16 protein-coding genes are annotated in these 19,615 nt (G+C 66.9%); 9 read left to right on the forward strand and 7 right to left on the reverse strand.

The window, feature by feature from the left end:
• Positions 1 to 443: 443 nt before the first annotated feature.
• Positions 444 to 2,489: a chromosomal replication initiator protein DnaA gene (gene dnaA / locus NA3_RS26580; protein WP_062966399.1), complete on the reverse strand. Its 2,046-nt coding sequence runs from the start codon at positions 2,487 to 2,489 to the stop codon at positions 444 to 446.
• 570 nt (positions 2,490 to 3,059) lie between these two features.
• On the opposite strand from dnaA, the gene rpmH reads away from it, so the two are divergent.
• From rpmH to NA3_RS26615, 9 genes are all read left to right on the forward strand, one after another.
• Positions 3,060 to 3,203: a 50S ribosomal protein L34 gene (gene rpmH / locus NA3_RS36285; protein WP_006550910.1), complete on the forward strand. Its 144-nt coding sequence runs from the start codon at positions 3,060 to 3,062 to the stop codon at positions 3,201 to 3,203.
• A gap of 85 nt (positions 3,204 to 3,288) precedes the next feature.
• Positions 3,289 to 3,729 carry a ribonuclease P protein component gene (gene rnpA / locus NA3_RS26585; RefSeq protein WP_084491891.1) on the forward strand — a complete coding sequence of 147 codons (441 nt, stop codon included), beginning with the start codon at positions 3,289 to 3,291 and terminating at the stop codon, positions 3,727 to 3,729.
• A complete protein-coding gene (gene yidD / locus NA3_RS36290; protein ID WP_084491892.1) occupies positions 3,726 to 4,091 on the forward strand; it encodes a membrane protein insertion efficiency factor YidD in 366 nt (121 codons plus the stop codon). The genes rnpA and yidD overlap by 4 nt, the downstream gene beginning before the upstream one ends.
• Positions 4,092 to 4,095: 4 nt before the next feature.
• Positions 4,096 to 5,250 carry a membrane protein insertase YidC gene (yidC, locus tag NA3_RS26590; RefSeq protein ID WP_062966400.1) on the forward strand — a complete coding sequence of 385 codons (1,155 nt, stop codon included), beginning with the start codon at positions 4,096 to 4,098 and terminating at the stop codon, positions 5,248 to 5,250.
• Positions 5,251 to 5,294: 44 nt separating this feature from the next.
• Positions 5,295 to 5,867, forward strand: a complete 573-nt coding sequence (locus NA3_RS26595) for a Jag family protein (protein ID WP_227995614.1) — start codon at positions 5,295 to 5,297, stop codon at positions 5,865 to 5,867.
• Between the two features lie 98 nt (positions 5,868 to 5,965).
• A complete protein-coding gene (rsmG, locus tag NA3_RS26600) occupies positions 5,966 to 6,712 on the forward strand; it encodes a 16S rRNA (guanine(527)-N(7))-methyltransferase RsmG (RefSeq protein WP_084491893.1) in 747 nt (248 codons plus the stop codon).
• A gap of 307 nt (positions 6,713 to 7,019) precedes the next feature.
• Positions 7,020 to 8,021 (forward strand): ParA family protein, encoded by a 1,002-nt coding sequence (locus tag NA3_RS26605; protein ID WP_227995641.1) that lies wholly within the window; start codon positions 7,020 to 7,022, stop codon positions 8,019 to 8,021.
• Positions 8,022 to 8,025: 4 nt separating this feature from the next.
• Positions 8,026 to 9,027 (forward strand): ParB/RepB/Spo0J family partition protein, encoded by a 1,002-nt coding sequence (locus tag NA3_RS26610; RefSeq protein ID WP_062966401.1) that lies wholly within the window; start codon positions 8,026 to 8,028, stop codon positions 9,025 to 9,027.
• Between the two features lie 192 nt (positions 9,028 to 9,219).
• A complete protein-coding gene (locus NA3_RS26615) occupies positions 9,220 to 9,960 on the forward strand; it encodes a hypothetical protein (protein WP_062966402.1) in 741 nt (246 codons plus the stop codon).
• Positions 9,961 to 10,022: 62 nt separating this feature from the next.
• On the opposite strand, the gene NA3_RS26620 is transcribed toward NA3_RS26615, so the two are convergent.
• From NA3_RS26620 to murJ, 6 genes are all read right to left on the reverse strand, one after another.
• Positions 10,023 to 11,219: an N-acetylmuramoyl-L-alanine amidase gene (locus NA3_RS26620; protein WP_062966403.1), complete on the reverse strand. Its 1,197-nt coding sequence runs from the start codon at positions 11,217 to 11,219 to the stop codon at positions 10,023 to 10,025.
• A 239-nt stretch (positions 11,220 to 11,458) separates the two neighbouring features.
• Positions 11,459 to 11,788 carry a thioredoxin gene (gene trxA, locus NA3_RS26625; protein ID WP_062966404.1) on the reverse strand — a complete coding sequence of 110 codons (330 nt, stop codon included), beginning with the start codon at positions 11,786 to 11,788 and terminating at the stop codon, positions 11,459 to 11,461.
• A gap of 53 nt (positions 11,789 to 11,841) precedes the next feature.
• Positions 11,842 to 12,828, reverse strand: a complete 987-nt coding sequence (gene trxB, locus NA3_RS26630; RefSeq protein WP_062966405.1) for a thioredoxin-disulfide reductase — start codon at positions 12,826 to 12,828, stop codon at positions 11,842 to 11,844.
• Between the two features lie 141 nt (positions 12,829 to 12,969).
• The gene (locus NA3_RS26635; protein ID WP_128145017.1) at positions 12,970 to 13,914 is read right to left on the reverse strand and encodes an RsmA family anti-sigma factor; all 945 of its coding nucleotides are present in this window, start codon (positions 13,912 to 13,914) and stop codon (positions 12,970 to 12,972) included.
• A gap of 181 nt (positions 13,915 to 14,095) precedes the next feature.
• Complete coding sequence (gene sigM / locus NA3_RS26640; protein WP_062966598.1) at positions 14,096 to 14,659, reverse strand: RNA polymerase sigma factor SigM; 564 nt, start codon at positions 14,657 to 14,659, stop codon at positions 14,096 to 14,098.
• Positions 14,660 to 14,930: 271 nt separating this feature from the next.
• On the reverse strand, positions 14,931 to 18,869 hold the full coding sequence (gene murJ / locus NA3_RS26645; RefSeq protein WP_062966407.1) for a murein biosynthesis integral membrane protein MurJ: 3,939 nt from the start codon (positions 18,867 to 18,869) through the stop codon (positions 14,931 to 14,933).
• Positions 18,870 to 19,615 lie beyond the last annotated feature (746 nt).

The following is a 19,615-nucleotide window of genomic DNA, read 5'->3' on the forward strand; positions in this document are numbered from 1 at the left end:
CTCACGTGGCGTGGCGGCGTGGGGATGTCCGGCGGGTGACTCGAGGATGAACAGTGGGCCGCTGTGGAGGCCGCGAAACTGTTCAACGTCCATCCTCGAGCCATCCTCGAGTTCTTCCATGGCCCGAGACCTGTTGTACACACGTGTGTGCCGATCGGTGCACTACCGGGGGATTCCTCGAGGACCTGACAAGGAGTCCTCGAGGAATCCACATGCCGATTCGGCCGTCTTCGCAGCTCGGACCCCGTGGACGAATTCGGCTGTGGGAACTGTGGACCGAGGGCTGTGAGCGAATGCGTGCACAGCTCCGGCCATCGACTGTGCGCAACCTCGAGGACAACCCGGGGATTCCTCGAGGACTCCACAAGGACTCCTCGAGGAATCCACAACACGAAAAAGCCGATCCACCCAGGTCAACCGGGTGGATCGGCTTGTGCAGCGATTCAGCGCGAGCGCTGTTTGATTCGGGCTGTGAGTTCTTGGACCTGGTCGTAGACCCGGCGGCGCTCGGTCATCTCCTTGCGGACTTTCTTCTCCGCGTACATGACCGTCGTGTGGTCGCGACCGAAGGCCTGACCGATCTTCGGCAGCGACAGGTCGGTCAGCTCCCGGCACAGATACATGGCGATCTGGCGAGCCTGGGCCAGCGGCCGGGCCTTACCGGGACCGGTCAGCTCCTCCAGCGTGGTGTTGAAGTATTCCGCGGTCACGGCCATGATCGTCGACGCCGTGATCTCGATCGTGGTGGTGTCGGGCATCAGATCGCGCAGCACGACTTCGGCCAGCGACAGATCCAGCGGCTGCCCGTTGAGGGAGGCGAAGGCCGTCACCCGGATCAACGCGCCCTCGAGTTCCCGGATATTGCGCTCGACCCGGCTGGCGATCAGTTCCAGCACGTCGTGCGGTACATCCAGGCGATCCATCCGCGCCTTCTTGCGCAGAATCGCGATCCGGGTCTCCAGCTCCGGCGGCTGTACGTCGGTGATCAGACCCCATTCGAACCGGGTGCGCAGTCGCTCCTCGAGCGTCGCCAGTTGCTTCGGTGGCCGATCGGAGGACACCACGATCTGCTTGTTCGCGTTGTGCAGGGTGTTGAAGGTGTGGAAGAACTCCTCCTGGATACCTTCCTTACCCTCGATGAACTGGATGTCGTCCACCAGCAGGATGTCGGTCTCGCGGTAGCGCCGCTTGAACGCCACTTTCCGGTCGTCGCGCAGACTGTTGATGAAGTCGTTGGTGAATTCCTCGGTCGAGACGTATTTGACGCGCATCCCGGGAAACAGCCGCTGGGCATAATGCCCGGCCGCGTGCAGCAGATGCGTCTTTCCCAGACCGGAAGCCCCCCACACGAACAGTGGGTTGTACGCACGGGCCGGCGCCTCGGCGATGGCGACCGCGGCCGCATGGGCGAATCGGTTCGAGGCGCCGATGACGAAGGTCTCGAAGGTGTATTTGGCGTTCAGGCTGGCCGAGGAGTTCGCGGGCGCCGGCGGCGGCGGTTCCGGCGACTTCGTGAAATACGTCGGCCAGGAGTTGCGCGCGCTCACGACCGGTTCGTCCGCGTCTTCGGCCGCGACCGGGCGCTGGCCGACCTCCGGCTCCGGCGCGAACAGCGACTCCTGTCCGGGATGTCCACCCGGCCGGGGCAGCTCCTGGTCGTGACGCAGCGGCTCGGTCTCCCGGCGCAGCGCCTCCTGGGGATGCAGTTCGTGGTCGCGGCGCAGGGTGTCCGCCTCACGCCGCAGCGAATCCGGACCGTGCAGGCCGTCCCGGCCGGGCAGGGTGTCCGGGTCCCGCCGCAGAACGTCGGCTTCGCGCCGGAGTGCGTCCGGATCGTGGCGGAAGGTCTCGGCGTCCCGGCGCAGATCATCGGGATCGCGTCGCAGACTTTCCGGATGCCGGGCCAGCGCTTCCTCGTGGAGATGCGCTTCCGGGTCCCGGCGCAGCGGGGAGGACGGCCCGAGGCTGTCCGGCAATTCCCCGGCCATCGGCGCGGACGGATATTCACCCTGGGGATAGGCGGTCCGGGCCTGGTAGTCGGCTGGGGAAAGATAGCGTGGGGTGGGGAAATCGTCGGCGTCCGGATACTGCGGTGGCGCCGGGAAACCGACCGGTTCACGGGGCTTGTCGCGCATCCGCTCCGGGCGCGAGGTGAGGCGAGCATGGCGGGCACCGGCGCCGGGACGGTCCGGCGGCGGGTTGGCCGGCGCGGCGATCCGGACGCCCAAGCCCTCGACCTGCGGGCCCAGCCGGCGGGCCAGCGACCGCAGAATCGGCTCGCGCAGATCGCGTTCGATCGCCTCCTGGGCCAGGGAAGAGGGCACCGAGAGCAGGGCAAAGCCTTGTGCGACCGTCAGCGGCTTGACCAGGCCGAGCCACGCCTTCTGGGCGTTGGTCACCGGCGGGATGGCTCCGTCGGTGGAGCCGGCGGTGAGCTCGGCGACCACTTCGGGCCAGACCGCGGTCAACACGTTCTGCTCGTCGTCCACGTATTATTTCCTCCCCGGAGCAAGTCGATAGGAGCTCCAACGGTCGGCGACCACTGACAAGCCTGGCCGTCAGCCATACGAATATGCCACTCCAGGGGTCTTTCCACACAATTATCCACAGATGTGGAGAACTCGGATGATACGTGGCTTGCTGCGACAACCCCCCGGTCAGCGCTTGGACCTGCGCTTCTACAGCTATCTTCTAGCTATGAATCGTAGTGGGTCCGCGGTGGCTGTGACAAGGGCGGTTCACGACCGCGCCGTCCGCACGGCGCGTCGCGACAGCACGGTGCGTCGCCCGGGCCGAACGGGGCTCTCCGGCCGGCAAGCAGTGGCGGGCGTCTCATGAGGGACCCCGAGTTTGACCCTCTCCTGGCTGATCAGTACCCTCGTACAGTCACCCGTTGACGCGGTGTTGGCTGCCTGCTGCCCGGTCGAATCATCGATCCAGCGGGACCACCACGCAATGGGCGTTGTGCCGATGAAGACCAGTTTTCATCGCGACCACATACGTTTCACCGAACAGCTTCGGGCGCCGCCTGGCGCCCACCAACTCGAGGAGTGTTGACCGTGGCCAAGGGCAAGCGGACGTTCCAGCCGAACAACCGTCGTCGTGCGCGGGTCCACGGCTTCCGCCTCCGGATGCGCACCCGTGCAGGGCGCGCGATCGTGTCGGCGCGCCGTCGCAAGGGCCGCGCCTCTCTGACGGCCTGATCGCACGGCATCGGCATCGCCGCCATGCCTGACTCGTCGATCGTCTCGCTGCTTCCGTTCACCCGTTACGTGGTCGGACACTCGGGTGTTGCCTGAGCCGTACCGGCTGCATCATCGTGCCGACTTCTCCCGGACGGTGCGACGTGGCCGACGAGTCGGGAGGCGGGACATCGTCGTGCATGTGGTGGTGCCGTCGGCATCGGAGGAGCTGAGATCCGACGATGCCGCGAGGTCCGACGATGCGGCGGCTCGGTCGCTCGCACGCTTCGGTGGTCCTCGTTTCGGATTGATCGTGAGCAAGGCGGTGGGCACCGCGGTGGTACGACACCGCGTCGCCCGCCGCCTGCGTCATATCTGCGCCGGGGTCGCCGCAGATCTACCGGCGGAGGCCGATGTCGTGATCCGCGCGCTCCCGGGTGCCGCGATGGCGACCTCGGCGGAGCTGGATCAGCAATTGCGGTCCGCGCTGCGGAAATTGTCGTTCGACCTCACCGCCGCGCGGGTGGCTCCGAGTGATGCGTCATGAATCGCCTGCGTGTGGTGACGCGTCTTCCGGCGAAGCTCTTGATCTTTCTGATCGAGCTGTACCGGACGTACGTCTCCCCCACGCGCATGCCGGTGTGCCGATTCACCCCGACCTGTAGCGAGTACGCGGTGACGGCTCTGCGTACTCGCGGGCTGTTCGTCGGTCTCGGATTGACGGCCGTGCGTCTGGCCAAATGTGCGCCCTGGCACCCTGGTGGGTGGGACCCGGTTCCGGAGCGGAAACGGGCTGCTGCCGAAGCGGCTCACGAGACGAGTCGGGCCCACGACGAGGCGGCTGAACACAAGTCTTGTAAAGGGTCGCCGCGCGCGGTGACCGGCGACACGACCGACGGGAGTACATAGAGCCGTGCTCGACTTCATCTATTACCCGGTGTCCTGGATCCTTTGGTTCTGGCACCGGATCTTCGGGTTCGTCTTCGGACTCGGAGATTTCGACAAGGGTGCCAGCAACGGGTTCGCCTGGGCGCTGGCAGTGGTGTTCCTGGTGTTCACCCTCCGCCTGGTGCTGTACAAGCCCTTCGTCAAGCAGGTGCGCACCACGCGGCAGATGCAGGAACTGCAGCCGCAGATCAAGGAACTGCAGCGCAAATACAAGAACGACCGTCAGAAGATGGCCGTCGAGATGCAGAAGCTGCAGAAGGACCACGGCTTCAACCCGCTGATGGGCTGTCTGCCGGTGCTGGCCCAGGTGCCGGTGTTCATCGGTCTGTACCACGTGCTGCGGTCGTTCAACCGCACCGGTAGTGGTATCGGCCAGCTGCACATGACGCCCGAGCAGAACGCGATGACGCCGAACTACGTGTTCAGCGCGCACGATGTGCAGTCGTTCCTGAGCGCCCGTATCTTCGGTGCGCCGATCTCCGCCGCGATCACCTCGCCCAAGGCGACCCTGGATGCGTACGCCGATTACGGCGGCATCCCGCACGTGTGGAATATGGTCGTCGTCGCGGTGCCGCTGATGATCATCGCCGGCCTCGCGACCCACTTCAACGCCCGCGCCTCGGTGGCACGCCAGAGTGCGGAGGCGGCGGCGAATCCCCAAGCCGCGCTGATGAACAAGCTGGCGCTGTGGGTCTTCCCGCTCGGTGTGGTCGTCGGTGGCCCCTTCCTGCCGATCGCGATCCTGCTCTACTGGGTGTCCAACAACATCTGGACCTATGGGCAGCAGCATCTGGTCTTCGGGCGCATCGATAAGGAAGAGCAGAAGAAGAAGGAAGAGGCGATCGAGCGGAAGGCGCAGAACGCGCCGAAGCCCGGCGTCAAGCCGACTGCCAAGAAGAAGTCCGGTGCCGCCGAAGCGTCGGCCGCCGACGGGGACAAGCCCGCGGCCGCGACGAACGGCACCTCCGCCGCCACGACTTCGGAGTCCACCCCTTCGAGTTCTTCGGCCAAGGCCGGTTCGGCCTCCGGCAAGTCGGGCTCGTCCGGTAAGTCACCCGGGCCGGGTAATCGCAAGCGATCCGGCAACAGGGGCCGGGCGAATCAGAAGCGACGTCGCTAGCGGATCCGGATACGACGGATGATTCAGATTGAAGGAAACGACATATGACTGTTGAGACCGATGGAGGGGACGCCACTGTGGCCCTCGGTGTGCAGGATGATGCGTCGGCGGTGGACGACCGCGACGAGGCGACCGAACCGGATCCGACCGATGCCGAAGAGGCGTTGATCGAAGAGGGCGAGATCGCGGGCGACTATCTGGAGCAGCTGCTGGACGTTCTCGACTTCGACGGCGATATCGATCTGGATGTCGAGGGCGACCGGGCGGTCGTCAGCATCGACGGCGGGCGGGATCTGTCGAAGCTCGTCGGTCGGCGCGGCGAGGTTCTGGACGCGTTGCAGGAATTGACACGACTGGCCGTGCAACAGGCGACCGGCGTGCGCAGCCGCCTGATGCTCGATGTGGCCGGCTGGCGGGCGAAGCGTCGCGAGGAACTCAGCGCCCTCGGAACCGATGCGGCGCGGCGGGTGGCGGAATCGGGTAAACCCGAATCGCTGGCCGCGATGACTCCGTTCGAGCGCAAGATCGTCCACGATGCGGTGGCGGCCGTGGACGGTGTCGCCAGTGAGAGTGAAGGTGTCGAACCCAACCGGCACGTGGTCGTAATCCCGGCCTGAGAAATTCGATGGGTAAGGTAGGGCCCCCGGTTCATCGAACCGGGGGCCCTACTCTTTGTGGTGAGTTGCGTTGTGATGGATTTCGATGGTCCGGAAGGATGTTTCACGTGGAACGAGGCGCGGGTGCCACTCCTCAGCACTCCCCCGGCGGTGACTCCGTCGATCTGACGCCGCCCGCAGTGGCGGCCGAGGTATTCGGCGATCGCCTTCCGCTGGCCGAGCAGTACTGCGCCGCGCTGGCGACTGCGGGGGTTGAACGGGGTCTGATCGGACCACGGGAGGTGCCACGGCTCTGGGACCGCCACATCCTCAACTGCGCGGTGCTGGGCGAGTTGATTCCTCGGGGGGCCTCCGTCGTCGATATCGGCAGCGGCGCCGGACTTCCCGGAATTCCACTCGGCATCGCCCGTCCGGATCTTCGCATCACCCTCGTCGAGCCGTTGCTGCGGCGCACCAAATTCCTGGCGGAGTTCGTCGAATCGGCGGGACTCGAGATCACCGTGGTTCGCGGTCGCGCCGAACAGCCGGACGTCCGCAAGGAAGCGGGCGGTGCGGATTACGTGACTTCCCGTGCAGTCGCTCCCCTCGGGAAATTGGCCAAATGGTCCCTGCCGCTGATTCACGAGCACGGCCATATGTTGGCGCTCAAGGGATCCAGCGTCGCCGAAGAACTCGAGCGCGACCACGTGGAGTTGGCGCGTGCGGGTGCGGGCCACGCGAAGATCCTCGAATGCGGTGTAGGCATCGTGTCGCCGCCGACCGTCGTGCTCAGCGTGGAACGGGTGCCGCGCGCGGAGAAGCGGGCGAACAAGGAAGCGAGTCGACGCGCCCGGCGCGCACAGTAACTTTCGTTGTTTCACATGAAACAACGCCCCGCGAGGCCGCTCGCGACGGCCGCGGCGAGTCATTCCGTGCGTGTCGGATAGTGATTGCCGCGGTTCAACTTCCGTATTCTGGCCGGTGCTGGCAAGCTAGTTGTCGTCGAGCGTGAGCGCGCGGTTTCGCGGTTCCCGGCAGCTCCGCGTTCTGCTTGTTCGAGCCATGCGGCGCCGGTGCTGCCTGGGCACGTGTCTGAAGTTCTCGGGGTTAGGAGCCTGTATGTCGAACCGTCCGGCGAATGTTTCACGGGAAACAACGTCCCGGGTGCCCGGAATGCTGGACAGCGGCGGCCTCGAGGGAGATGAATTCGCCAAGACCGCATTCGGAAATATCTCCGCCGCCGAAACTCCTATCGCGGCCGAAGCGCATCGCGCCAGCCAGGTCTTGCATCCCGGCTCGCTCAGCATCCCCAAGCCCCGCGAACAGCGCATCATCACCATCGCCAATCAGAAGGGTGGCGTCGGTAAGACGACGACGGCCGTGAATCTTGCTGCCGCGCTGGCGCTGCAGGGGATGACGGTGCTCGTTATCGACCTCGACCCCCAGGGCAATGCCAGCACCGCACTCGGCGTGGAGCACCACTCCGGCGTGCCGTCGAGCTACGAACTGCTGATCGGTGAGATCTCGGTGCAGGACGCGATTCAACGCAGCCCGCACAACGAACGCCTGCTGTGCATTCCGGCGACGATCGATCTCGCCGGCGCCGAAATCGAATTGGTCTCCATGGTCGCCCGTGAGGGCCGACTGAAAGCGGCCATCCAAGAGGCCAACCTGGCGGGCTACGACATCGACTACGTCATGATCGACTGCCCGCCTTCTCTCGGCCTGCTGACCGTCAACGCGATGGTGGCGGCCAAGGAAGTCATGATCCCGATCCAGTGTGAGTACTACGCGCTGGAGGGCGTCGGCCAGCTGCTGCGCAATATCGGTCTGGTGCAGGCACATCTGAATCCGGAGCTGCACGTCTCGACCGTCGTTCTCACCATGTACGACGGCCGGACCAAACTCGCCGATCAGGTTGCCGAAGAGGTCCGCGGCCACTTCGGTGACGCGGTGCTGCGCTCGGTGATTCCGCGCAGCGTCAAGGTTTCCGAGGCGCCGGGCTACGGCATGACCGTGCTCGATTACGATCCTGGTTCCCGCGGCGCGATGAGTTACCTCGACGCGGGACGGGAGATCGCGGCCCGCTCGGCTGTCATCCAGAGCCGGGTGTCGCCGAACCAGGAAGGCGCTTCGGCCGGTACGGCTGGTGCAGCACAGGAAAGGGGTCGGTAGGCCGATGAGTCAGGCGAAGAAGGGTGGTTTGGGGCGCGGGCTAGCCGCGTTGATTCCGACCGGTCCTGCCGATGTGCAGGGACTCGGAAGTGCGGCAGCCAATGCGGTGATCGGCCTCGACCCGATCGGCCCGCATCCCGCGTCGGCCTATCTGCATCGGGTGCCCGATGCGGCCGAGGAGTCGGGCGCCGGTGCGGTGTACCGGGAGATTCCGCCGGATCAGATCGAGCGCAATCCGAAGCAGCCACGGCAGGTCTTCGAAGAGGATGCGCTCGCCGAACTCGTCCATTCGGTGCGGGAATTCGGTCTGATGCAGCCGATCGTGGTGCGGGTGCTGGAGTCCTCCCCCACTCCGCGCTATCAGCTGGTGATGGGTGAACGGCGATGGCGAGCCTGCCAGGAAGCCGGCCTGGAGACCATCCCGGCGATCGTGCGGGAGACCACCGACGACGCCATGTTGCGCGATGCGCTGCTGGAGAACATCCACCGCGTGCAGCTGAATCCGCTCGAAGAGGCGGCGGCCTATCAGCAGCTGCTGGAGGAATTCGGCGTCACCCATGAGGAACTGGCGAACCGAATCGGCCGATCCCGACCGGTCGTCACGAATATGATTCGCCTGTTGAAGTTGCCGATTCCGGTGCAGCGACGAGTTGCGGCCGGCGTGCTCTCCGCCGGACATGCTCGCGCTCTGCTCGGGTTGGAAGCGGGCGCCGAGGCGCAGGAGCGGTTGGCCGAACGCATCGTCGCCGAGGGGTTGTCGGTTCGTGCGACCGAGGAGGCCGTCACTCTCGCGAACCGCTACCCCGAAGAAGAAGTGAAGCCGACCCCCAAGCGGCGGCAGATTTATGCACCGGGGTTGGACAAGGTCGCCGAGCGATTGGCCAACTCGTTCGACACCAGAGTCACGGTGAGTATGGGCAAGAAGAAGGGCAAGATCGTTGTCGAGTTCGGCTCGGTCGATGATTTGGAGCGCATTGTCGGGCTGATGGAGCAACAACAGCTCTGACGAGACAGACCCCTGGGGTTCGGCGAGAAACGTCACTGTGACACCGCTGTTTTTCGCGCCGATCCGACTGTGCCGCGATCGATAAGGGATGGGAAATGAGGCGTTCGCTTTGATCGCATATTCTTGCTGGCGAGAAGATGTTGATGCGGCGTGAGCATAGATGAATCGGAAAGCTGGAGGCTGAGCAGAGCGGTGTCGACCAGCGTGACCGCACTAACCCTCGGCGGACTGGACAAACTTCCGGCACATGCGCGTCGATGTGTGTTCTGGGAGATCGACCCGGCCGTGGCGGCAGACTCTCGTGAATTCAGCGATCCCGTCTTCGAAAAAGAGGCGTGGTTGTCGACGGTGATGCTCGAATGGGGATCCTGCGGTCAGGTCGCATTGGTCGATGGCCAGCCGGCCGGATGTGCGCTGTATTCGCCGCCGAGTGTGGTGCCGCGCGCGGCGCTGTTCCCCACCTCCCCCGTGAGCCCGGATGCGGTCCTGCTGACCACGCTGCGGGCCGAACCGCCGCACAATGATGGAGATATTGCCCATCGGCTGATTCAGGCCGTGGTCGGCGATCTGATGCGCCGAGGTGTGCGAGCGATCGAAGCCTTCGGAATTCGCACCGATCCGGCCGCGACCGCGCTGCCGGCCCGCGGCGTGCGGTCCATGTTTTTCATGGAGCGCATCGACTCGCCGGGCCACGGCATCGCCTCCGCCCCGCGGCCGAAGGCGAACAGCGCCTGCTCGCCCGAAAGCTGCATGATCGACGCGGACTTCCTCGAGGACGTCGGATTCTCGGTGGTGGCGCAGCATCATCGTTTTCCGCGACTGCGGCTGGAACTCGACAGCGATCATCTGTGGAAGGAAGACGTCGAGCGCGCTCTGGATCAGCTACTGGCCGCCGCCGCGATGCAGGACCAGCCGGGCGTTCCCTGCCGCTGACGGAAATCAGAAGGCGCCCCCGGGATCGAATTCCGGGGGCGCCTTCTTGCGGTATAGGGGAACTACATCCGGTCGGCTGCGGCCAATTCCTCAGCCAGCAGCTCGGCGAACGTGTAAGTGCCGGTGGGCTGATCGTCCTGGCCGAGCAGATACAACCGCTTGACCGAGATCAGAATGGCCTCCGCGATCACATCGCGCATCCGGGGATTGGTCAACACAGAGGCGTCGTATTCGTTTGTCAGGTAGCCGATATCGACCTGTACGGTCGGCATCTTCGTCAAGCGCAGCAGGTCCCAGGTACGGGCGTGGGTGCGGCAGTCCTGCAACGAGGTTCGCGCCACGATTTCGCGCTGAATGAATCCCGCCAGCACCTGGCCGATCATCGAAACCGAACCGTGCGAATTACCGAAGTGGAAACTGGCCACGCCGCCCGCGGACGAACTGAGATTCGCCGCACAGCGCAGCGAGATCATCAGATCCGCGTCGAAGGTGTTCGAGGTCTCGGCGCGTTCGGCATCGGTCGGGTTGGCACCCCAGGGGCGGGAGAGGAACGTCTCCATGCCGGTGGCGGCCATCCGGCCCTCGAGGCGGCTCGCCAGATCCCACAGGATCTCCGACTCGTACACGTCGCCGAATTCCGTCGGCACGGCCAAACCCTTGTCCTCGCCGCCCATTCCGGGGTCGATGACGATGCGCTTCCCGGTCAGCTGCGGGCCGGCACGGTGGACGACCTCCTCCTCGGCGATGCGATGCGGGTTGCCGCCGGTGACCCGCGCGCCGAGCAGTTCCAGCGAGCGCAGGGTGTCCGGACCGCAGATGCCGTCCGCGGACAGGCCGATCTCGCGCTGGAAGGCCGTGAGCGCATCGTGGGTGTGCGGGCCGAAGTAGCCGTCGATGCGGTGGACGTAGAAGCCCAGATCCTGCAGGCGCCGTTGCAGGGTGGCGACATCGTCGCCGTACAGCGGCGCCGAGAGCTGGTAGATCAGCGTGCGGGCGCCGAGGCGATAGGACGCCTCCTTCAGCGCGCGATAGGTAGCGGGCCCGACGACGCCGTCGACCAGCAGGCCTCGCTGCTGCTGGAAAGCGCGTACGGCCGAATCGAGTTCACGATCGAAGACGGCGTCGGAATCCTTCCAGTACTCCCCTTGCGCACCGGACCGGCCGGTCCCGTGCGGGTGAGGATGGAATCCGAGACTTGCCAGGGTGCTCCGGACCTCAGCGACGGCTGGACCAGTATCGCCGTGACGAAGTCGGTGCATGCGTGAGAGCCCTTTCCTTCCGCCAACCCGGGTACCCACTTCTGCGATGGCACACACCCTCGCACGACCGGAGCGTCGGTCGATTGTCTCAGACCCGAGCCGTATTTCGGCAATTCTCCGGGTTGCCGAAATAGTACACAGCCATCGGGTCCCGGAGTGCCTCCTGGTGAAACCGCATCGGGGCCCCGGGCCGGGCACGCTCGCGACGTGCTGTGACCCGGGGCCTCGAACGGGACGACTCAGATGATGCCCTCGAGTTCGCGCAACAGGGCGGCCTTGCCCTTGGCACCCACGATGCGCTTGGCTTCCTTACCGCCGGAGAACAGGATCATCGTCGGCAACGCCATCACACCGTAGTCGCGGGAACTCGTGGGGTTGGCATCGGCATCGACCTTCGCGACGGTCAGTTTGTCGCCGTGCGCCGCGGCGATCTCCTCCAGCACCGGGGCGACCATCTTGCACGGACCGCACCAGGAGGCCCAGAAGTCGACGAGCACCGGCTTGTCGCTGCCGAGCACATCCTGTTGGAAGGTGGCGTCGGTGACGGTCTTGGTGGCTGTTTCGGACATGGCGGTACTCCTAGCGGTGTGCGATGACGCGATATTCGAAGGGTTCGGGGTGATCAGCCGGCGGTCACTTCCACCGGGTTGCCGGCGTTGTCGAGCGTGTTGCTGGTGATGTCGCCCTTCTCGGCGAGCCAGCGCTCGGCGTCGATCGCCGAGCGGCAGCCGGTGCCGGCGGCGGTAATGGCCTGGCGGTAGGTGTGATCGACCAGATCGCCGGCCGCGAAGACGCCGTCCACCGAGGTCGCGGTGCCGGGCTCGCGCACCTTCACGTAACCCTCGGCATCGAGATCGACCTGGCCGCGGACCAATTCGCTACGCGGGTCGTGGCCGATCGCCACGAACAGGCCGGTGGCCGCCAGCTCGGAGGTTTCGCCGGTCTTGGTGTCGCGCAGGGTGAGACTGGTCACGGCGGTGTCGCCGTGCACCTCGACCACCTCGGAGTTCAGGCGGAAGCGGATCTTCTCGTTCGCCTTCGCGCGCTCGAGCATGATGCGGGAGGCACGGAATTCCTCGCGGCGGTGCACGATCGTCACGCTGGAGGCGAATTTGGTGAGGAAGGTCGCCTCCTCCATGGCGGAGTCACCACCGCCGACCACCACGATGTCCTGGCCCTTGAAGAAGAAGCCGTCACAGGTCGCGCAGGCGCTGACACCGCGGCCCAGCAGCTCCTGCTCCCCCGGTACGCCCAGGTAGCGGGCCGCCGAACCCATGGCCAGGATGATCGCGTAGGACTGGTAGACCTCGCCGCCGACCGTGACCGACTTCACCGGGCCGGAGAGATCGATCGCCTCGACATCCTCGGTACGAATATCCGCGCCGAAGCGCTTGGCCTGCTCACGCATCTCTTCCATGAGGTCGGGGCCCATGATGCCGTCGCGGAAGCCGGGGAAGTTCTCCACCTCGGTCGTCGTCATCAGCGCGCCACCGAACTGGGTGCCCTCGAACAGCAACGGTTCGAGCTCGGCCCGGGCAGCGTAGACCGCGGCGGTGTAGCCGGCGGGGCCGGAGCCGACAATGATCAGATCGCGTACAGGCGTGCTCATGATGCCCTTCCGAAGTGTGTTCAACAGGCGTGTCGGTCAACAACAGGGTAAACGTAGATGTTCCCGCAGCCGACCGGCTGTGCTCGAGGCCGCGCCCGAGAACATCGCGGCGGATGTGACGTCCGCGCGCGCCGAATGATGTCAGCCGATATCGCGCATATCGAGGATCTGCGGATCCGCTGGGCTGCAACCGGTCCGGACGACCAGCGCGGTGATCTTGGGCGGACGCGGGCCGGTGAGCAGGATCAACACGGCCGATTCACCGCGATATGTGACATTCGTCGAGCCGAGCACCGTGCGGTCCGGGACAGCGGCCTTCACGCAGCCGGCCATCGCGCCGGGGCCCGACAGCGGGCCGATGACGTCGTTGCGCCCCATAGCACTCAGCACGGCCGCGGAGGACAGCTCGTCGTCCAGGGCGACGGTGCTGCCGTGTTCGGCGGGTAGTGCCTTCGGGCTCACCGTGCGATCGGTCACCGCGTCGACGGCGACCAAGGTTCCCGCGATGACGGCCACCGCCGCCGCGGCCGCGGTGAACCAGCGCAAACGCTTCGCACGGTGCCCGTCCAGAACGATCGGCTCCTCCGGAGGCGCCGCGCCGGAGATGTCGGCGTCCTGCGTCGGCGGCTCTGGGGGAATCGACTCGTCGGGAATCGACTCGTCGGGAATCGACTCGTCGGGAATCGACTCGTCGGGAATCGGATGCTGGGATACCGGCTCCTGCGGTACCGCGTCGAGAGCCGGCATGGGACGGGTCGAGGGCGGCTCACCGCCCGAGCCGTCACGGTGGAGTTGGTGGACGGTGGCGACCGGTTGCGGCTGCTCGCCGCGCGACAACTCGTCCAGCAGCGCGTCCAACCGGGCCGCGACCGGGCTCGGTATCGGGTGCAGGATGCGGTCGTCCAGGCTCAGCGCGCGTAATTCGGCGCTGACGCCGTCGAGCGAGTGCAGGAAACGGACGGCGTCGGGATCCCGGCGAACTTGTGGCCACAGCAGCTCGGCCTGCTCCGGGGGGACGTTGTCGGCGTGCAGATCGGCCAGGAGATCGGTGGAGAACGGAGGGCGTGGCACGGAACGGGCTGCCATCACACCTCCTGTGTCCGCGTCGTCGCCCCACACCCCGGAACGGCGTCGCCGCGCGGCGAATTCGCCCTTGTCGTCCATCGCCTCTCCGGGTCCGGCCTCATGATGTAGCGCCTGTCATCGCAGCGATGCGGCGGCAAGCACAACGAATAATTGTCCGTCTGTTAGTAATGACGCTTCTCGGCTACGTCCGGTTCCCCGGATTTCGCAGGAATTCCAATTCCTGTTCCAGCCGTTTACGGCCACGGGCGCAGCGACTTTTGATCGTCCCCTCGGCGACGCCCAGCAACTGCGCCGCTTCCGCTACGGTATACCCTTCCATGTCGATCGCAACCAGCGCTGCTCGCTGATCGGGCGGCAGTGTGAACAGAGCCGCGGCGACGACCATTCTCACCTCGCGCTGCGCGATGTCGTCGCGTTCCACCGCGGGTTCGGCCACCGATTCGTCCGACAGCGACGTCGCGGGACGGGATTTGTTGCGCCGCATACGATCCAGGCAGGCGTTGACCACGATGCGATGCAGCCAGCTGCGTACTTCCGCGTCCCCGCGGAAGGTGGCGGCATTGCGGTGCGCGGACAGCAGTGCGTCCTGCAGCGAATCGGCGGCATCCTCCGGGGTGCGGCAGGTGCGCAGCGCCAATTGCCACAGCCGGTTGTAATGGCGGCGGAACAGAATGCCGAAAGCATCGCGATCGCCCGCGACATGGGCGGAAAGCAATTCGAAATCGGTGGTTTCGTCCGGATCGATCGAGCGACGACGAACAGCAGACGACTCCGGTGTCCCCCCACTGGCGATCGCTTCGAACGACACACAAACCCCTTGGACAGCGCTCACGGCGGCACGAAGTCCTACACCGGACAGGCCGCAAATTCCGCATCATCCAGGACCGAGACACCAGATCCCAGGAAGCTCCCCTGCTGAGAGCGCGCTGTGAATCATAACGTTTATTACGAATCGGTAGCAACCAGAGCGAGGCGATATCACGGGCCGGGACAACCACCGGCCGCGCCGGCACGAATCAGGAAGCTGCCTCGAAGCGGATGTCGCCGAGCGACGACTGGAACTGGCCGCCGTTGTTGGCCAGTTGCGTGATCCAGATCAGGACGTAGCGGGCCGGCTGATCGGACTGCACCGGGATCGTGGTGGTGCCGTCGGCCAGGGTGGCCTGGCCGACGAGCTGGGTCTGATCCAGGGTGGGGACCGCGGTGGGCGAGGTTCGCACCTCGACCACCGTGCCGGGCGACGCGGAATCGATGACGACCTTGCTCACCTTGCTGGGGCCGGGCAGCGTCGCCAGGACCCCGATCCCCTTCTTCAAGGCCGGGAACTGCTGGAAGTACTGATCGGTGTGCCAGGTGGTGGTCGGATTACCGTCCAACAGGGCCGACACGGTGCCGGGGCTGTCCGGAGTTCCTTCCGGCGAGTAGACCGATACGCCCGTCGCCTGCAGCGGAACTCCGGCGGCCGTGGTCGGCGCGGGTCCCGCGGACTGCGCCGCCGGTGTCGTCGGTGCGACGCTGGCCGTGGTCAGGCCCAGTTTGCGCTGCTGCTCGTTGAGCGGCTGGTCGGCCGAGCCCGGCGCGAAGATGCTCAGCAGCCACCAGATGATCACACCGACCACCAACGCCGCGAGCACACCCAGACCCACCAGGATCCACAGCATGCGCTGGGACCGCTCGCGCTCGGCGGCGAGCAGTTCCGGATCGGCGAGGGTTTCGTCCGGATTCGCGACCGCGCGCTGGCCCAGGCGCAGAACGGGGATGAAATCGGTCTTCTGGTCGACGACCGAGGCCTGCTCGAGCACGTGCTGCACGGTCGCCGCCGTCCGCACGCCCTTGTCGGCCTCGAGCGAGCGGACCGCCACCGCGGAGATCTCGAACGGCACCTCGGGCCGAATCTGGCGCGGTTCCACCGGAGAGCCGTCGCTTCCGAAATCGGCCAGTTGCAGTCCACCGACGGTCGCCGCGGAACCCGTGACACCGCCGGTGCGGATCGGCCAGCGGGCGGTGATCAACGCGTAGAGCATCGCGCCGAGGCCACGCACATCCGACTGGGCATCGGAATCGGCCAAGGTGCCCGGGAAGGCCAGCACCGCATCGCCGGACGCGCTGATGCGCACCCGGTCCGGATGGTCGATCGACAGCGAACCGCCGCCGCGATGGGCCAACTCGGCCGCCGCGGCCAGGGCGCGGATGGCCCGCGCCGCGCCGATCGGCGACGGCATGGTCTCGGCCATCTCCCGCAGCGAGCGGCCCGGCGTCCACTCCGCGACCACGATGCCGCCGGAACTACCGCGCACCACATCGAGCACGCGGGCCAAACCGGACGAGTTGATCCGGCCCAGGCGCAGCGTGCGCGAGAGGATGGCCTGCGGGCCGTCGTGGCCGGGATTGTCGGCGGCCTTCTGATCGGCATCGACGAAGGTGAGGGCGACCTCGCGGTCCAGTTTCACATCCAAGGCCTGCCAGAACCGCAGTCCGCGCGCACCGCCGTGATCGGCGAGCAGCCGATAGCGGCCACCCGCCACGGAGGCGCCCGGAATCAGTTTGGGACCGCGCGGTGCCCGCCGGGCCGGCGGTTCCACCCGCATGGGGGGCATCTCCGGCGAACCGACCGGCAGCATGCCGGTGTCGTAGGCCGGGTCTCGCGGTGGCACCCCATCGGGCGCAGGCGCGGCGTCCGCACCGTTGCCGCTCGCGGGCGCCGCACCGGCGGCGTTCGGCGCGTCGGGGGCATCCCCGTGCACACCGGCCTCGGCGTCGGGCGCCGCAGCGGCGTTCGACGCGTCCGTATGGTCGGATGCGGAATCCCGAGTGCGGTCGGCCGGCGGAACACTCCCGGGCGGGACGTCGTCGGTGCGCACTGCGCCTGCCGCGTCGGCAGCCTCGGCGGAAGGCTGGCCCTCCGCCGCGTCGTCGCTCACCCTCGTTCCTCCTTCGCCCTGATATGTCGAAGTTCGTTGCGCCGGTGTAGCACCGGCATTTGCGTTTCTCTGCCGAACAGGGTACGGGAACTCGCCCTGAGCGGTGCGGTCAACCGCACCAGGACGGATTACCGGCAACACCATGGTCTGGGCGTCGGTATACGGGTCGTAGCGGTAGTAGTACGGAGCTGCGAGATCCGGGCGCGGCAGCACCATCGTGTCGTGCATATCGGCAGCGGTGTCGTCCAAGCCGAGGTCGGGCGCCGGCGGCGTGAAGCCGAGGCGGCGCGAGACGGCGACCGTGATCGCGACGATCTCGGGAATGCCCGCCAGGCGCATCAATCCGAAGGCCACGCCGAACATGACGATCGCGTCCAAGCCCACCCGCAGTACCGACGCGATTCCGCCGTCCAGGCGCGACAGACCCAGGATCTCGTCCACGATCAGCGTCACCGCGGCCCCGGCCACCGAGGCCAGCACCACCCGCGTGATCGTCCGCCCGACGTTGGCCATCCGCAGATCGCCGAGACTGCGATGCAGCAGCCAGCCGCCGATCACCGCGCCGGTCACGAAGCCCAGACCGTTGGCGACGCCCAGGGCGACGACCACCTGATCGTCGCTGAAGAACACCGGCGTGAGCAGCGACAACACGATTTTGACGCCCGTGATGCCGAGGATGATCCAGGTCGGTGTCCAGGCCTGTTCCCGCGCGTAGAACACCCGCAGGTGAATCAGCACCAGCGCGTAGGGAATCAGGGTGAACGCCGACCACGACACCGCCTCGCCCAGGCGACCGGCGTCCGCACTGCCGAAATGGCCGTAGCCGTAGAGCGCCTGGCCGATCTGCGGACCCGCGATGGTGAGGAAGGTGACCACGGGTACCAGCGAAATCATGGTCAAGCGGGTGGCGACGCCGAGGTCGTCGACCACCGCCGGGTTGTCGTCGGCGGCGGCGTTGCGGCTCAGCCGCGGCATGATCGCGGTCAGCAGGGTCACGCCGAGCACGCCGTACGGCAACTGCAGCAGCAGCCAGGCGTTCTGATAGATGGTCGGGCCCGCGACGTCGGCGTGCGAGGAGACCCGGGTGGCGATGGTCCAGCCGATCTGGCTGATGAACACGTACAGGATGATGGCCGCGCCCATTCCGGCGAACTGTTTCAGCCGGGCGTCCACTCCCCACAGCGGGCGCAGATCGATTCCCAGCCGCCGGATGGCCGGAAGCAGGCTCACCATCTGCACGATGACACCCACGGTCACACCGACGCCGAGGACCAGCAGCTTCGGATCGCTCATCCGTACCGGATCGAGGCTGATCTCTCCCGGCGTGACCGCGTACAGGGTCAGAATCGCCAGCACGACCACGTTGTTCAGCACCGGAGCCCAGGCCCCCGGCTTGAACACCTGATGGGTGTTCAGGATCGCCATGAGCAGGCCGGACATGCCGTAGAAGAGGATGGCCGGCAGCAACAAGAAGGCCAGCGCCGTAGTGAGCGCGGTATTCACCTTGCCGTCGTGCGACAGGAAGACGTGGGTGGTCATCACCGGTGCCGCGGCGACGGCGAGGACGGTTCCGATGGCCAGCACGGTGAAGGCGGCGGTGACCAAGCGGCGGACGAAGGCGGCGCCGCGATCGGCATCCTCCTTCTCCGCGCGCACCAGGGTCGGCACCACGATGGCGGTGAGCACCGCACCGAGCAGGAGCTCGGAAATCATGGTCGGGATCGTGCTGGAGACCGTGAACGCACTGGCGATGGCCGGGCCGAGCACGGTGACCAGCAAAAGCTGCTTGACGAAGCCGGTGATGCGGCTGACCAGCGTCGCGACCGCGATGGAGCCGGAATCACGAACCAACCGCGAATTCGACGACTCTTCCGCTTCCGGTTCGACCACTGCCTGCTGGGCTGTGCGAGGACCCGGCGAATCACTCCGCGCGCGTGTCGGCCGCGGCGAATCGGGACGCGGGCCGGCCGGGCGCTCCCCCACCGGTCGGCGCCGCGGCTCGGCGGACTCGGACGGCGCGATGTGGCGCGGCATCGCCCGCTCCGGCCGGGGTGCGCGAGGTACCTGGTCGACCGGGCCGCTGGGCGGGCCCGGCGGATAGGACCGCTGGGGATCCCGGCGGCGCGGATCCCGGTTCTGCGGATCCCGGAACTGGGGATCGACCGGCGGACGATGACCCTGCTGCGGTGGCCGCGGCCGCCCCGGCGGCGGGACGTCCGGTTGCGGGCGCGCACCTCGGCGTTCCGTCGAGGGGACCTGACGGAACGGCTCACTCGGCGGGGCGTTCGGCGGTAGCGGCTGCTGCGGCGTATTCGGCGGCGTCCGGCGGATGGGCGCGCTCGGCGGGCTCTGCCGGCGGGGTGGGTTCTGCGGTCCCGGATACCGGGACCCGTCGGGCGGGTTCGGCGGTGTCGGACGAGGCGATGGCCCGGGCGGAATCTGGCGCGGGCCGGCACCCGGTGTCTGGGGCATCGGTGCGCTGGGCGGCGTGTGCCGGCGTGGCGGTGGTGCCGGCCGGGACCCGCTCGGGCCGGGCATCCGGCCCGCCGGAGGCACCTGCGGAATCGGGCCGCTGAGCGGCCGGCGCGGATCAGCCGGATCGGGCCGGGCCTCGTTCGGTAAGCGATGCGGCGGCGCGCCGTTGGGCACGGCACCGTTGGCGCCCGAGGGCGGCATCGAGGGATCGGGACTCAGCCGACGCGGTCCACGCTCCCACGGCGCGGCGGGTGCGCGTCGCGGAAACTGCTCGTCGTCGGCCTGATCGGGCACGACGGGGCCGT

The organism is Nocardia africana NBRC 100379 (assembly GCF_001612635.1).
Lineage (GTDB): Bacteria > Actinomycetota > Actinomycetes > Mycobacteriales > Mycobacteriaceae > Nocardia > Nocardia africana.

Excerpts from the sequence above, each read along its gene's own strand:
- yidD (WP_084491892.1), top strand. The coding sequence starts at position 3,726 with ATGAATCGCCTGCGTGTGGTGACGCGTCTTCCGGCGAAGCTCTTGATC.
- NA3_RS26595 (WP_227995614.1), top strand. The coding sequence starts at position 5,295 with ATGACTGTTGAGACCGATGGAGGGGACGCCACTGTGGCCCTCGGTGTG.
- rsmG (WP_084491893.1), top strand. The coding sequence starts at position 5,966 with ATGTTTCACGTGGAACGAGGCGCGGGTGCCACTCCTCAGCACTCCCCC.
- NA3_RS26605 (WP_227995641.1), top strand. The coding sequence starts at position 7,020 with ATGCTGGACAGCGGCGGCCTCGAGGGAGATGAATTCGCCAAGACCGCA.
- NA3_RS26610 (WP_062966401.1), top strand. The coding sequence starts at position 8,026 with ATGAGTCAGGCGAAGAAGGGTGGTTTGGGGCGCGGGCTAGCCGCGTTG.
- NA3_RS26620 (WP_062966403.1), bottom strand. The coding sequence starts at position 11,219 with ATGCACCGACTTCGTCACGGCGATACTGGTCCAGCCGTCGCTGAGGTC.
- trxA (WP_062966404.1), bottom strand. The coding sequence starts at position 11,788 with ATGTCCGAAACAGCCACCAAGACCGTCACCGACGCCACCTTCCAACAG.
- trxB (WP_062966405.1), bottom strand. The coding sequence starts at position 12,828 with ATGAGCACGCCTGTACGCGATCTGATCATTGTCGGCTCCGGCCCCGCC.
- NA3_RS26635 (WP_128145017.1), bottom strand. The coding sequence starts at position 13,914 with ATGGCAGCCCGTTCCGTGCCACGCCCTCCGTTCTCCACCGATCTCCTG.
- murJ (WP_062966407.1), bottom strand. The coding sequence starts at position 18,869 with ATGCCGCGCCACATCGCGCCGTCCGAGTCCGCCGAGCCGCGGCGCCGA.